This window comes from Pimelobacter sp. 30-1 (assembly GCF_018831735.1).
GTDB lineage: Bacteria > Actinomycetota > Actinomycetes > Propionibacteriales > Nocardioidaceae > Nocardioides.
Genome location: NZ_NHTS01000007.1, coordinates 285,815 through 299,136 on the forward strand (window position 1 = coordinate 285,815; position 13,322 = coordinate 299,136).

A 13,322-nucleotide genomic window follows, 5' to 3' on the forward strand; every position below is an offset into this window, starting at 1 on the left:
CGGAGATCAAGTTCGATCGGTGAGGCTGTGGACAGCAGTCGTACAACACGACGATCTGCGCGCTGATTGGGCAGAGACTGCAGGCCCCAGAGGCCGAAATGCTGCGGTTTGGTCCCAAACCGCAACAACCCCGCACCCCGTCCGCGACTAGAGCGGCGGCGCCACCGGAGGCTCACCGGACGACGGCTCGCCGGTGCCCGGGTCCTCGAGCGGGGCGACGTGGCCGGAGACCTGGTCGGTCGGGTCGGCCGGGTCGTCGGGGCCGCCACCGGCGGGCACGGAGCCGCCGACGCCGTCGTCGGGCAGCGGGGCGGCGTGCTCGGCCGGGCCGCGGTCGCCGAGAAGCTCCTCGAGGCGGGCCGGGAGGACCCGGCGGAACTTGCGCGGCTGGGTGCGGGTGCGGTCGAGGACGGCGACCTCGAGGTCGCCGACCGGGATCACCCGGTCCTCGACGTTGCCGCCGACGGCGGTGTGGCCGAGCGCGGCGACCGCGACCCGCAGGGCGGCGTCGAGGGTGGCGCCGTCGGTGTAGTGCGCCTCCAGGTACGACGTCACGGTCTCGGCGTCGCCGCCCATCACCGCGTAGCCGTGCTCGTCGGCGACCCGGCCCTCGTAGGTCAGCCGGTAGATCTGGTCGTCGGCGGCGGTGGCGCCGACCTCGGCGACGAAGATCTCGACCTCGTAGGGCTTCTCGCCGCCCGAGGAGAAGATCGTGCCGAGGGTCTGGGCGTAGGCGTTGGCCAGGCCGCGGCCGGTGACGTCGCGCCGGTCGTAGGCGTAGCCGCGCATGTCGGCGAGGCGGACCCCGGCGATGCGCAGGTTCTCGAACTCGTTGTAGCGGCCGACCGCGGCGAACGCTAGGCGGTCGTAGAGCTCGGAGACCTTGTGCAGGGCCTGCGAGGGGTTCTCGGTGACCAGGAGGACGCCGTCGGCGTACTGGACGGCGACGAGGGAGCGGCCGCGGGCGATGCCCTTGCGGGCGAAGTCGGCCCGGTCCTTCATCAGCTGCTCGGGCGAGACGTAGAACGGGGTGCTCATGCCTGAGCCTCCTCTCCCCCGCCGGGCAGCGGGGCGACGGGTCCGTCGGGGCGCTGCAGGCGGGCGCCGACGACCTGGTCGGCGAGGGCGCCGACGCGGTCCTCGGGGATGCGGACGCCGCCGTCGGCGGTGACCACCCACACGACCGGGAAGATCCGGCGGGTCAGGTCGGGGCCGCCGGTGGCGGAGTCGTCGTCGGCGGCGTCGTAGAGGGCCTGGAGGCAGACCCGGACGGCGTCGTCGGCGGTGAGGTCGTCGCGGTAGAGCTTCTTGAGGGCGCCGCGGGCGAACATCGAGCCCGAGCCGACGGTGAAGAACGCCGCCTCCTCGTGCCGGCCGCCGGTCACGTCGTAGCCGAAGATCCGGCCGGTGCCGCTGTCGAGGTCGTAGCCGGCGAACATCGGGACGACGGCCAGGCCCTGCATCGCCATGGCGAGGTTGGCCCGGATCAGCGCGGAGAGCCGGTTGGCCTTGCCGTCGAGGGAGAGGATCGAGCCCTCGATCTTCTCGTAGTGCTCGAGCTCGACCTGGAACAGCCGGACCATCTCGACCGCGAGACCGGCGGTGCCGGCGATGCCGACCACGGAGTACTCGTCGGCCGGGAAGACCTTCTCGATGTCGCGCTGGGCGATGACGTTGCCCATCGTCGCGCGCCGGTCACCGGCCATCACCACGCCACCGGGGAAGGTCAGCGCGACGATCGTCGTCCCGTGGGGGGCGAGGTCGGCGGCCGCACCAGGACTGCCGGCGGGCAGCGAGCGGCGGGCGGGGAGCAGGTCCGGGGCGTTCTCGGCGAGGAAGTCGCTGAACGAGGAGGTGCCCGGGCGCAGGAAGGCGCCCGGGATGCGCGCGTCGCTCATCGGGGGCTACTCGCCGCCCTTCTGGATGAACGACTTCACGAAGTCCTCGGCGTTGGTCTCGAGGACGTCGTCGATCTCGTCGAGGATCGCGTCGACGTCGTCGTCGAGCGACTCCTTGCGCTCGGCGACGTCGCTCTCGGGGGCGACCTCGGTGGTCTCCTCGGTCTCGTCGGACTTGCGCGGCTGCTTCTGCTCCTGAGCCATGTCCCAACCCTATCCACTCAACGGGTGAGCGCGCGGACCAACTCGTCAGCCGTCGCGCACTTGTCGATCAGCGCGCCCACGTGGGCCTTGCTGCCGCGCAGCGGGTCGATGGTGGGCACGCGCTGCAGGGACTCGCGTCCGGGCAGGTCGAAGATGACCGAGTCCCACGACGCCGCGGCGATGTCGGGCGCGTACTTCTCCAGGCAGCGGCCGCGGAAGTACGCACGGGTCTCGGCCGGCGGGTTGGTCATCGCGGCGTCGACCTCGTCGTCGGTGAGCAGCCGCTGGATCCGGCCGGCCCCGACGAGGCGGTGGTAGAGGCCCTTCTCGGGGCGGATGTCGGAGTACTGGTAGTCGATGAGCTGGAGCTTGGCGTCCTTCCAGCCCAGCCCGTCGCGCGAGCGGTACTGCTCGATCAGCTTGAGCTTGGCGACCCAGTCGAGCTGGTCGGCCAGCGACATCGGGTCGGACTCGAGCCGGGCCAGGACGTCCTCCCAGCGGGCCAGTACGTCGACCGTCTGGGCGTCCGCGTCGGCGCCGTAGCGGTCCTCGACGTACTTCTTGGCCAGGTCGAGGTACTCCAGCTGGAGCTGGATGCCGGTCAGCTTGCGGCCGTCGGCCAGCGTGACCAGCTCACGCAGCCCGGGGTCGTGGGAGACCGCCCGCAGCGCCGCCACCGGGCCGTCGACGCTCAGGTCGCGGCTGATGAAGCGGTCCTCGATCATCGCCAGCACCAGCGAGGTGGTGCCGACCTTGAGGTAGGTGGCGATCTCGGAGAGGTTGGCGTCGCCGATGATGACGTGGAGCCGGCGGTACTTCTCGGGATCGGCGTGCGGCTCGTCGCGGGTGTTGATGATGGGCCGCTTGAGCGTGGTCTCGAGACCGACCTCGACCTCGAAGAAGTCGGCGCGCTGGCTGATCTGGAAGCCCTCGCCCCGCCCGTCCTGGCCCTTGCCGACCCGGCCGGCGCCGCAGAACACCTGGCGGCTGACGAAGAACGGCGTCAGGTGCCGCACGATGTCGCCGAACGGCGTCGAGCGCCGCATCAGGTAGTTCTCGTGGGCGCCGTAGGAGGCGCCCTTGTTGTCGGTGTTGTTCTTGTAGAGCACGATCTGCGGGTTGCCCGGCAGCTGCTGCGCGCGGCGGGCGGCGTCGAGCATGACCTGCTCCCCCGCCTTGTCCCACCGGACGATGTCGAGGGGGGTCACCACCTCGGGGGTGGAGTACTCCGGGTGGGCGTGGTCGACGTACAGCCGGGCGCCGTTGGTGAGGATGACGTTGGCCAGCCCCAGGTCCTCGTCGGTGAGCTGGGTCGGGTCGGCGATCTGGCGCGACATGTCGAAGCCGCGCGCGTCGCGCAGCGGCGACTCCTCCTCGAAGTCCCACCGCGCCCGCCGCGCCCGCACGGTCGCCGTGGCGTAGGCGTTGACGACCTGGGACGACGCCACCATCGGGTTGGCGGTCGGCTGGCCCTGGACCGAGATGCCGTACTCGACCTCGGTGCCCATCACGCGGCGCACGCTCATGGCACCAGCCTACGCAAAGGCCCCGACACGGGAATCCGTGTCAGGGCCTTTCGCGATGAATCGGGTTCAGCGACCCTTGGCGACCTTGACGGCGGCGGTGATGCCGAGCGCGACCAGGGCGACGATGACGAGCTTCTTGACCACGGGGAACTCCTCGGGGTGTTGTCGGGGGTGGACGGTGCCCACCCTAGGCGAGCCATGCAAGCCAGCGTCAGAGGTACTGGCCCGTGTCGCTGACCGTGTCGATGGAGCGGCCGGGCTCGGTGCCCTGCTTGCCGGTGATGAGCGTGCGGATGAAGACGATCCGCTCGCCCTTCTTGCCCGAGATCCGCGCCCAGTCGTCGGGGTTGGTCGTGTTGGGCAGGTCCTCGTTCTCCTTGAACTCGTCGACGCAGGCCTGGAGGAGGTGCGAGATCCGCAGCCCCTTCTGGTTGTGGTCGAGGAAGTCCTTGATCGCGGTCTTCTTGGCCCGGTCGACGATGTTCTGGATCATCGCGCCGGAGTTGAAGTCCTTGAAGTAGAGGACCTCCTTGTCACCGTTGGCGTAGGTGACCTCGAGGAAGCGGTTCTCCTCGGTCTCGGAGTACATCCGCTCGACCGCCGCGCGGATCATGCCGCTGACGGTCGCCTGGCGGTCGCCGCCGAACTCGGCGAGGTCCTCGGTGTGCAGCGGCAGGTTGGCGGTGAGGTACTTGCTGAAGATGTCGCGTGCCGACTCGGCGTCGGGGCGCTCGATCTTGATCTTCACGTCGAGGCGACCGGGGCGCAGGATCGCCGGGTCGATCATGTCCTCGCGGTTGGAGGCGCCGATGACCAGGACGTTCTCGAGCAGCTCGACGCCGTCGATCTCGCTGAGCAGCTGCGGGACGATCGTGTTCTCGACGTCGGAGGAGACGCCCGAGCCGCGGGTGCGGAACAGGGAGTCCATCTCGTCGAAGAACACGATGACCGGCGTGCCGGTGCTGGCCTTCTCGCGAGCCCGCTGGAAGACGAGGCGGATGTGGCGCTCGGTCTCGCCGACGTACTTGTTGAGGAGCTCGGGGCCCTTGATGTTGAGGAAGTAGGACTTGCCCTCCTGGCCCGTCTTGGCCGCGACCTTCTTGGCCAGCGAGTTGGCGACCGCCTTGGCGATGAGCGTCTTGCCGCAGCCCGGAGGGCCGTAGAGCAGGATGCCCTTGGGCGGCTTGAGCTCGTGCTCGGCGAACAGCTCGGGGTAGAGGTACGGCAGCTCGACGGCGTCCTGGATCATCTCGATCTGGTTGCCCAGGCCGCCGATGGTCTCGTAGGTGATGTCGGGGACCTCTTCGAGGACGAGCTCCTCGACCTCGGACTTCGGGACCTTCTCGTACGCGTACCCGGCGCGGGCGTCGAGCAGCAGCGAGTCGCCGGCGCGCAGCGTCTCGGTGAGCAGCGGCTCGGCCAGCCGTACGACGCGCTCCTCGTCGGCGTTGGCGATCACCAGGACCCGCTCGCCGTCGGCGAGGAGCTCCTTGAACATGACCACGTCACCGACGTTCTCGAACTCGAACGCGGCGACCACGTTGAGCGCCTCGTTGAGCATGACCTCCTGGCCGCGCTGCAGCGTGTCGAGGTCGACCGCCGGGCTCACGGTGACCCGCAGCTTGCGACCGCCGGTGAACACGTCGACCGAGTCGTCCTCGTTGCGCTGGAGGAAGGTGCCGAAGCCCGCCGGCGGCTGCGCCAGCCGGTCGACCTCCTCCTTCAGCTTCATGATCTGGTCCCGCGCGTCGCGCAGGGTCGTGGCCAGGCGCTCGTTCTGCGCGGTGACCGCCGCGAGCGACCGCTGGGCGTCCGCGAGCCGCATGTCCAGCGATCTCGACGGAGCTCCGGGCGTGTCGACCAGGCGGCGGCGCAGGTCGTGGACCTCGTCCTCGAGGTAGCGGACCTGCTCCTCGAGCTCCTCGCGGCTCCGAGAGCGGTGGCTCCCCGAAGTGCCTTCTCCCATGCTCGTCATGGCACACCTCCTGGAAACGACCCTACTCGGCGGCAGGGCGCAACGCGGCGGTGATTGATGCGGTTTGGTCCCAAACCGCATGTCCAGAGCCCGAAACGCTGCGGTTTGGGACCAAACCGCAAAGCATCCGCGCTAGTCGTCGGCAGGCGTCGCGGGGACGCCGGGCGGGCGCGGGCCGGTGTAGTCGGGGCCGTAGGCGCCCGGCGCGGGGCGGCGCTTCTTGAGCGGGGCGCGCTCGCCCGGGGCCATCCGGCGAGCGGTCACCAAGAACGCCGTGTGGCCGATCATCTTGTGCCCGGGCCGTACGGCGAGCCCCTCGACGTGCCAGTCGCGCACCAGCGACTCCCAGGGCGCGGGCTCGGTGAAACCGCCGTGGCCCCGCACCGCCTCGACGAACTTGGAGAGCTGGGTGGTCGTGGCGACGTACGCGCAGACGATGCCGCCGGGGCGCAGCGCGTCGGCGGCGGCGTCGAGGCAGTCCCAAGGGGCGAGCATGTCGAGAATGATCCGGTCGCAGCGCTCGCCCGAGGCGGGCAGCTCCTCGGCGAGGTCGCCGAGGGTGAGGTGCCAGGCCGGGTGGTCGCCGCCGAAGAACTGGGTGACATTGCGCCGGGCGATGTCGGCGAACTCCTCGCGCCGCTCGTACGACGACACGCGCCCGTGCGGCCCGACCGCGCGCAGCAGCGAGCAGGTCAGCGCACCGGAGCCGACGCCGGCCTCGACCACGTGGGCGCCGGGGAAGATGTCGGCCATCGCCACGATCTGGGCGGAGTCCTTGGGGTAGACGACGGCCGCGCCGCGCGGCATCGAGACCACGAACTCCGAGAGCAGCGGGCGGAAGACGAGGTACTCCCCGCCCACCGACGAGGTGACCGCGAAGCCCTCCTCACGGCCGATCAGCTCGTCGTGGTCGAGGTGGCCCTTGTTGGAGAAGAACCGCTTGCCCTCGACCAGCTCGAAGTTGTGCTTGCGGCCCTTGCCGTCGACCAGGCGCACCCACTCGCCGGCACGCAGGGGGCCGCGGTGCACACCGGACCAGGCGTCGTTCGGGACGTCGGGAGTCGCTTCGGTCACCGGCGCAATCTACCGGGAGGCCCGCGCGGGCGCTCAGCCGGACCGGCGGACGAGCCGGAGCACGTCGGAGGTGACAAGTACGCCGTAGACCGAACCGTCGGGGTTGAGCAGCAGGTACTCCGTCGCCGGGTTGTGGCGCAGCGTCTCGAGGAGCGCGGCGCCGGAGACGTCGGCGGGCAGGGTCCGCTCCGGCCCGATGGCGTGGGCGACGCTGGAGACCGGCACCCACGGCCGCCGTTCCTCCGGTACGGCGCGCGCGGCGTCCTCGTTGACCAGCCCGCTCGGGCGGCCGTCGGAGGTGACCGTGACGATGCCGCCGGCCTCGGCCTCCCGAGCCCGGCGGACCGCCTCGGCGAGCGGGAGGTCGGGGGCCACGGCCAGGCCGCGGCGGGCCAGCCGGACCGGGTCGAGCCGGCCGAACTGCCGGCTGATCTGGGACACGGCGAGCGCCTGGGAGGCGCCGGTCCACAGGAAGATCGCGACGATGCCCAGGATCAGCGGGCTCGTGATGCTCCCGAACTGGGTGCTCCACAGCGCCCAGGCACCGACGAGCAGGGCCAGGACGCGCCCGCCCCACGCCGCGACGGTGGTCCCGGTCTCGACCCGGCCGGTGACCGCCCAGACGCCGGCCTTGAGCACCCGGCCGCCGTCGAGCGGCAGCCCGGGCACCAGGTTGAGCACGCCGATGAGCAGGTTCGCGCCGGCCAGGCCCTCGACGACCAGCCGCAGCAGGCCCTCGGGGATGACGAACCACAGGCCGAGCGCGCCGGCACCGACCAGGATCGAGGTCAGCGGTCCGACAACCGCGATCCAGAACTCCTGGCGCGGGCGCTGCGCCTCGCCCTCGATCGCCGTCGCGCCGCCGAGGAAGTGCAGGGTGATCGAGTGGACCCGGAAGCCGAACCGGCGGGCCACCACGGCGTGCGAGGCCTCGTGGAGCAGGACGGCGAGGTAGAGCGCGATCGCGAAGGCGAGCCCGACGACGTACTTCCAGACGCCGAGGCCGCTCTGGACCTGGTCCACCCGCGGCGCCATGATCAGCGCGATCAGGCCCGCGATGAGGAACCACGAGCCCGACACGAGGACGTCGCTGCCGGCGATCTGGCCGATCCGGAACATCCCCCGGGGCACGGGCGCACGCTCGGGGCGGGAAGGGGAGGAACCGGACACACTCCGAGGCTATCCGGCCCGCTGTCGGAGCCCTGCCCTAGTGTCGAACGCATGACCACCGAGACCACCACGGCCGGCGTCGAGCCGGCCGATCCGTCCGAGCGCGGCGGTACGCCCGTCGACGGGGTTGAGGTGGTCGGCGCGCTGTCCCCCTCGCGGGTCGGCGACTTCCTGTCGTGCCCGCTGCTGTTCCGGTTCCGCACCATCGACCGGCTCCCCGAGCCGCCCTCCCCCGCCGCGGTGCGCGGCACCGTCGTCCACCGGGTCCTCGAGCAGCTCTTCGACCTCCCGGCCGCCGACCGCACGCCCGAGACGGCCGACACGATGATCGCCCCGGCCTGGGCCGAGCTCCAGGAGATCGAGCCCGCGGTCGCCACGATGTTCCCCGTCGACGGTCCCGAGATCGCCGCCTGGCTGGTCTCGTGCCGCGAGACGCTGCGCCGCTACTTCGACCTCGAGGACCCGCGCCGGCTCGAGCCCGCCGAGCGCGAGCTCTACGTCGAGACGCTCACCGACACCAAGCTGCTGCTGCGCGGGGTCGTCGACCGCGTCGACGTCGCCCCCGACGGCGCGATCCGGGTGGTCGACTACAAGACCGGTGCCTCCCCCAGCGAGATGTTCGAGGGCAAGGTCCTCTTCCAGCTCAAGTTCTACGCCCTGGTCATCTGGCGCACCCGCGGCGTCGTGCCCAAGCTGCTCCAGCTGATCTACCTCGGCGACGGCCAGGTGCTGCGCTACGAGCCCGACGAGCACGAGCTGCTCTCCGTCGAGCGCAAGGTCCAGGCGGTCTGGCAGGCCATCGGCCAGGCGACCGAGCGCGGCGAGTTCCAGTCCCGGCCGGGCGCGCTGTGCCAGTGGTGCGCGCACCAGGCCCTCTGCCCGTCCTACGGCGGGAGTCCCCCGCCGTTCCCCTTCGACAAGGTCAGGGGCGCAGCGAGCCCAGCTCCTGCGGAGTGAGCTCCTCGAGCGTCTCGCGGAAGACCAGCCCGGGCGCGGCCGGCACCGGCACGTGGTTCGGTACGACGAGCACCCGGCACCCTGCGGCCGCCGCGGACGTGGCCCCGGTCGGCGAGTCCTCGACCGCGACGCAGTCACCGGGCTCGACGCCGAGGGCGGCCGCCGCCGTCAGGTAGGGCTCCGGGTGCGGCTTGCCCCGGTCGACCATGTCGCCGGTGACGATCACCCGGAAGGTCTCCGGCGGCAGGTGCTCCAGGATCGGCGCGACCAGCCGCTGGTAGGACATCGTCACCAGCGCGCACGGCACCCCGGCGTCGCGCAGTGCCAGCAGCAGCTCCCGCGCGCCGGCCTGCCACGGCACCGCGTGGTGCACCTGGGCGACGACGCTGTCGAGGAGCATCTCGACGATCTCCTCCGGCGTCTGCGCCAGCCCGAGACGGTCCTTGATGTAGGCGCCCGAGACGAGCAGGTCGCTGCCGACCAGCGCCATTGCGTCCTCGTGGGTCCAGGTCCCGCCGTGCTCCTCGGCGATGGCCTGCTCGGCCGCCATCCAGTAGGGCTCGGTGTCCACGATGGTGCCGTCCATGTCCCACAGGACCGCGGCCGGCAGGCCGGGGGGTGCGCTCGTCACCCACCCAGCCTAGGAGCCCCCCGCCGGCTCAGTCGTCCGGGTCGTAGCCGAGGTTCGGGGAGAGCCACTTCTCGGTCTCCTTGACGCTCCAGCCCTTGCGCGCGGCGTAGTCCTCGATCTGGTCGCGGCCGAGCCGGCCGACCACGAAGTACTGCGCCTCGGGGTGGCTGTAGTAGAGACCGGAGACCGACGCCCCGGGCCACATCGCCATCGACTCGGTGAGCTCCATGCCGGTGTTGGCCTGGACGTCGAGCAGCTCCCAGATGGTGCGCTTCTCGGTGTGGTCCGGGCAGGCGGGGTAGCCGGGCGCGGGCCGGATGCCGGTGTACTTCTCGGCGATCAGGTCCTCGTTGGTCAGCTGCTCCTCGGGCACGTGCGCCCAGAACTCGGTGCGCACCCGCTGGTGGAGCCGCTCGGCGAACGCCTCGGCGAGCCGGTCGGCGAGCGCCTCGAGCAGGATCGCGGAGTAGTCGTCGAGGTCCTCCTTGAACGCCATGATCCGCTCGGTGGTGCCGATGCCGGCGGTCACCGCGAAGGCGCCGATCCAGTCGCCGCCGCCCGGCGCGAGGTCCGCACCGATGGGCGCGACGTAGTCGGCCATCGAGCGGTTCGGGATGCCGGAGCGGTGCTGCCCCTGCTGGCGCAGCTGGTGCAGCGTCGTGCGGACGGCGCCGCGCGCGTCGTCGTCGTAGACCACGACGTCCTCACCGGTGCTCGCGGCCGGGAACAGGCCGTAGACGCCGTTGGCGGTGAGCCACTTCTCCTCGACCAGGCGGTCGAGCATGACCTGCGCGTCGTCGTACAGCTTGCGGGCGGCCTCGCCCAGCGTCGGGCTGTTGAGGATGTCGGGGAACTTGCCCTTCATCTCCCAGGCGTTGAAGAACGGCTGCCAGTCGATGAAGTCGCGCAGCTCGGTCAGGTCGTAGTCCGCGAGGACGTGGACGCCGGGCGTGCGCGGCTGCGGCGGGGCGTAGCCGTCCCAGACCAGCGGCGACTTGTTGTCCTGGGCGTCGGCGAAGGACAGCTGGGGTCGGTCGGACTTCTGGGAGTGCCGGGCGCGCAGCGAGTCGTAGTCGGCCTTGGTCGCCTCGAGCAGCGCCGGCCGCTGCCGGTCGTCGAGCAGGGCGGCCGCGGTCGGCACCGAGCGGGAGGCGTCCTTGACCCAGACGACGGGGCCCGAGTACTTCGGGTCGACCTTGACCGCCGTGTGGGCGCGCGAGGTCGTCGCCCCGCCGATGAGCAGCGGGATCTGCAGGCCGAGGCGCTGCATCTCGGTGGCGAAGCCGACCATCTCGTCCAGGCTCGGCGTGATCAGGCCGGACAGGCCGATGATGTCGGCGCCGACCTCCTTGGCCGTGTCGAGGATCTTCTGGGCCGGCACCATGACGCCGAGGTCGATGACCTCGTAGTTGTTGCACGAGAGCACGACGCCGACGATGTTCTTGCCGATGTCGTGGACGTCGCCCTTGACCGTGGCCAGGACGATCGTGCCGTTGGTGTCCTTGGTGTTGGCCAGCTCGGGGTTGGCGGCCTTCTCCTGCTCGATGAACGGGATGAGGTAGGCGACGGCCTTCTTCATCACGCGCGCCGACTTCACCACCTGGGGCAGGAACATCTTGCCGGCGCCGAAGAGGTCGCCGACGACGTTCATGCCGTCCATGAGCGGGCCCTCGATGACCTCGATGGGGCGGCCGCCGCGGGCCGCGATCTCCTGGCGCAGCTCCTCGGTGTCGCCCTCGACGAAACCGTCGAGACCCTTGACCAGCGCGTAGGTGATCCGCTCGCCGACGGGCAGCGCGCGCCACTCCTCCTCGGCGGCCTCGACCTTCTCGCCGGTGCCGCGGTGGGCCTCGGCGAGCTCGAGCAGCCGCTCGGTGGCGGCCAGGGTGTCGTCGGTGCGGTTGAGGACGACGTCCTCGATCGCGTCGCGCAGCGCCGGGTCGATGGTGTCGTAGGGCACCAGGGCGCCGGCGTTGACGATGCCCATGTCGAGCCCCGCCTCGATGGCGTGGAACAGGAACACCGCGTGGATCGCCTCGCGCACCGGGTTGTTGCCGCGGAAGCTGAACGACACGTTGGAGATGCCGCCGGAGACCTTGGCGCCGGGCAGGTTCTGCTTGATCCAGCGGGTCGCCTCGATGAAGTCCACGCCGTAGGTGGCGTGCTCCTCGATACCGGTCGCGACCGCGAAGACGTTGGGGTCGAAGATGATGTCCTCGGCCGGGAAGCCCACCTGGTCGACGAGCACCCGGTAGGCGCGCTCGCAGATCGCCTTGCGGCGCTCCAGGTTGTCGGCCTGGCCGTCCTCGTCGAACGCCATCACGACCGCGGCGGCGCCGTACTTCTTGCAGAGGTTGGCCTGGGCGATGAACTTCTCCTCGCCCTCCTTGAGCGAGATCGAGTTCACGATCGGCTTGCCCTGGACGCAGCGCAGGCCGGCCTCGATGACCTCCCACTTCGAGGAGTCGATCATCAGCGGCACCCGGCTGATGTCGGGCTCGCTCGCGATCAGCTTGACGAAGCGGTCCATCGCGGCGACGCCGTCGATCATGCCCTCGTCCATGTTGATGTCGATGACCTGCGCGCCGGCCTCGACCTGCTGGGCCGCGACCGTGAGGGCGGTGTCGTAGTCGCCGTCCTTGATCAGGTTGCGGAACCGGGCCGAGCCGGTGATGTTGGTCCGCTCGCCGACGTTGACGAAGAGGCTGGCGTCGGTGACGGTGAACGGCTCGAGGCCCGAGAGCCGCATGGCGGGCTCGATGGCGGCCGGCTGGCGGACCGCGCGGCCCTCCATCACCCGGGCGATCTCGGCGATGTGGTCGGGCGTGGTGCCGCAGCAGCCGCCGACGATGTTGAGGAAGCCGGCCTCGGCGAACTCGACCAGGACGCCGGCGGTGTCGCCCGGCGCCTCGTCGTACTCACCGAAGGCGTTGGGCAGGCCCGCGTTGGGGTAGACCGAGACGAACGAGTCGGCGAGCCGGGACAGCTCGGCGACGTACGGGCGCATCTCGGCGGCGCCGAGCGCGCAGTTGAGCCCGACCGCGAGCGGCTGGGCGTGGCGCACCGAGTCCCAGAAGGCCTCGGTGACCTGGCCGGACAGCGTGCGCCCGGACGCGTCGGTGATCGTGCCGGAGATGACCACCGGCCAGCGGCGGCCGGTCTCCTCGAAGAGCGTCTCGACGGCGAAGATCGCCGCCTTGGCGTTGAGGGTGTCGAAGATCGTCTCGATGAACAGCAGGTCGGAGCCGCCGTCGACCAGGCCGCGGGCGGCGACCAGGTAGGCCTCGACGAGCTGCTCGTAGGAGACGTTGCGCGCGCCCGGGTCGTTGACGTCGGGGCTGATCGAGGCGGTCCGGGTGGTGGGCCCGAGCGCCCCCGCGACGTACCGCTTGCGGCCGGTGGCGGCGGCGACCTCGTCGGCCACGCCCCGGGCCAGCCGGGTGGCCTCGAGGTTGAGCTCGTAGGACAGCTCGGCCATGCCGTAGTCGCTGAGCGAGACCGCGTTGCAGTTGAACGTGTTGGTCTCGACGATGTCGGCACCCGCGTCGAGGTACTCGCGGTGGATGCCGGCGATGATCTCGGGCTGGGTGACCGAGAGCAGGTCGTTGTTGCCGATCAGGTCGCTCGGCCACTCCTCACGGTTCGCGAACCGCTCGCCGCGGTAGCCGGCCTCGTCGGGCCGGTCCCGCTGGATGGCGGTGCCCATGGCGCCGTCGAGGATGACGATCCGCTCCCGCAGCAACGCGGTGAGCTCGTCGGTCGCATCCGGCTGCCAGCCGGCGGACGCGTCGTCGCGCGCGATGTCAGACATGCACCAATCCTTCCGTGTGGAAGGCGCCCTTGGTTCATCGGCCGAGCGTGGCGGACCGACCCCTCGGTGGGCCGTC

General features: G+C 71.0%; 10 protein-coding genes. 1 reads left to right on the forward strand and 9 read right to left on the reverse strand.

Annotation, left to right across the window (positions count from 1 at the left end):
* Window positions 1-147 precede the first annotated feature (147 nt).
* The 7 genes from prcA to CCO04_RS20175 all read right to left on the reverse strand — a co-directional run bounded on the left by prcA (window position 148) and on the right by CCO04_RS20175 (window position 7,808).
* Window positions 148-1,038: a proteasome subunit alpha gene (gene prcA, locus CCO04_RS20145; protein WP_215815942.1), complete on the reverse strand. Its 891-nt coding sequence runs from the start codon at window positions 1,036-1,038 to the stop codon at window positions 148-150.
* Window positions 1,035-1,898, reverse strand: a complete 864-nt coding sequence (gene prcB, locus CCO04_RS20150) for a proteasome subunit beta (RefSeq protein WP_215815943.1) — start codon at window positions 1,896-1,898, stop codon at window positions 1,035-1,037. Before prcB ends, prcA begins: the two co-directional genes overlap by 4 nt.
* Before the next feature lie 6 nt (window positions 1,899-1,904).
* Window positions 1,905-2,102 carry a ubiquitin-like protein Pup gene (locus CCO04_RS20155; RefSeq protein WP_215815944.1) on the reverse strand — a complete coding sequence of 66 codons (198 nt, stop codon included), beginning with the start codon at window positions 2,100-2,102 and terminating at the stop codon, window positions 1,905-1,907.
* Between the two features lie 17 nt (window positions 2,103-2,119).
* Window positions 2,120-3,628, reverse strand: a complete 1,509-nt coding sequence (gene dop, locus CCO04_RS20160) for a depupylase/deamidase Dop (protein WP_252373575.1) — start codon at window positions 3,626-3,628, stop codon at window positions 2,120-2,122.
* Window positions 3,629-3,839: 211 nt separating this feature from the next.
* Window positions 3,840-5,594, reverse strand: coding sequence for a proteasome ATPase (arc, locus tag CCO04_RS20165; protein WP_215816099.1), 1,755 nt, complete (start codon window positions 5,592-5,594; stop codon window positions 3,840-3,842).
* A 141-nt stretch (window positions 5,595-5,735) separates the two neighbouring features.
* Window positions 5,736-6,677 carry a tRNA (adenine-N1)-methyltransferase gene (locus CCO04_RS20170; protein ID WP_308281388.1) on the reverse strand — a complete coding sequence of 314 codons (942 nt, stop codon included), beginning with the start codon at window positions 6,675-6,677 and terminating at the stop codon, window positions 5,736-5,738.
* Window positions 6,678-6,710: 33 nt separating this feature from the next.
* On the reverse strand, window positions 6,711-7,808 hold the full coding sequence (locus CCO04_RS20175; RefSeq protein ID WP_308281389.1) for a site-2 protease family protein: 1,098 nt from the start codon (window positions 7,806-7,808) through the stop codon (window positions 6,711-6,713).
* A gap of 90 nt (window positions 7,809-7,898) precedes the next feature.
* On the opposite strand from CCO04_RS20175, the gene CCO04_RS20180 reads away from it, so the two are divergent.
* Window positions 7,899-8,804, forward strand: a complete 906-nt coding sequence (locus CCO04_RS20180) for a PD-(D/E)XK nuclease family protein (protein WP_215815945.1) — start codon at window positions 7,899-7,901, stop codon at window positions 8,802-8,804.
* On the opposite strand, the gene CCO04_RS20185 is transcribed toward CCO04_RS20180, so the two are convergent.
* Both CCO04_RS20185 and metH read right to left on the reverse strand, forming a co-directional pair.
* Window positions 8,770-9,435, reverse strand: a complete 666-nt coding sequence (locus CCO04_RS20185) for an HAD family phosphatase (RefSeq protein WP_257750840.1) — start codon at window positions 9,433-9,435, stop codon at window positions 8,770-8,772. The two genes, CCO04_RS20180 and CCO04_RS20185, sit on opposite strands and share 35 nt — an antisense overlap.
* A 28-nt stretch (window positions 9,436-9,463) precedes the next feature.
* Window positions 9,464-13,246, reverse strand: coding sequence for a methionine synthase (gene metH / locus CCO04_RS20190; RefSeq protein WP_215815946.1), 3,783 nt, complete (start codon window positions 13,244-13,246; stop codon window positions 9,464-9,466).
* Window positions 13,247-13,322 lie beyond the last annotated feature (76 nt).

Excerpts from the sequence above, each read along its gene's own strand:
- prcB (WP_215815943.1), bottom strand. The coding sequence starts at position 1,898 with ATGAGCGACGCGCGCATCCCGGGCGCCTTCCTGCGCCCGGGCACCTCC.
- CCO04_RS20155 (WP_215815944.1), bottom strand. The coding sequence starts at position 2,102 with ATGGCTCAGGAGCAGAAGCAGCCGCGCAAGTCCGACGAGACCGAGGAG.
- dop (WP_252373575.1), bottom strand. The coding sequence starts at position 3,628 with ATGAGCGTGCGCCGCGTGATGGGCACCGAGGTCGAGTACGGCATCTCG.
- metH (WP_215815946.1), bottom strand. The coding sequence starts at position 13,246 with ATGTCTGACATCGCGCGCGACGACGCGTCCGCCGGCTGGCAGCCGGAT.
- arc (WP_215816099.1), bottom strand. The coding sequence starts at position 5,594 with ATGGGAGAAGGCACTTCGGGGAGCCACCGCTCTCGGAGCCGCGAGGAG.
- CCO04_RS20180 (WP_215815945.1), top strand. The coding sequence starts at position 7,899 with ATGACCACCGAGACCACCACGGCCGGCGTCGAGCCGGCCGATCCGTCC.
- prcA (WP_215815942.1), bottom strand. The coding sequence starts at position 1,038 with ATGAGCACCCCGTTCTACGTCTCGCCCGAGCAGCTGATGAAGGACCGG.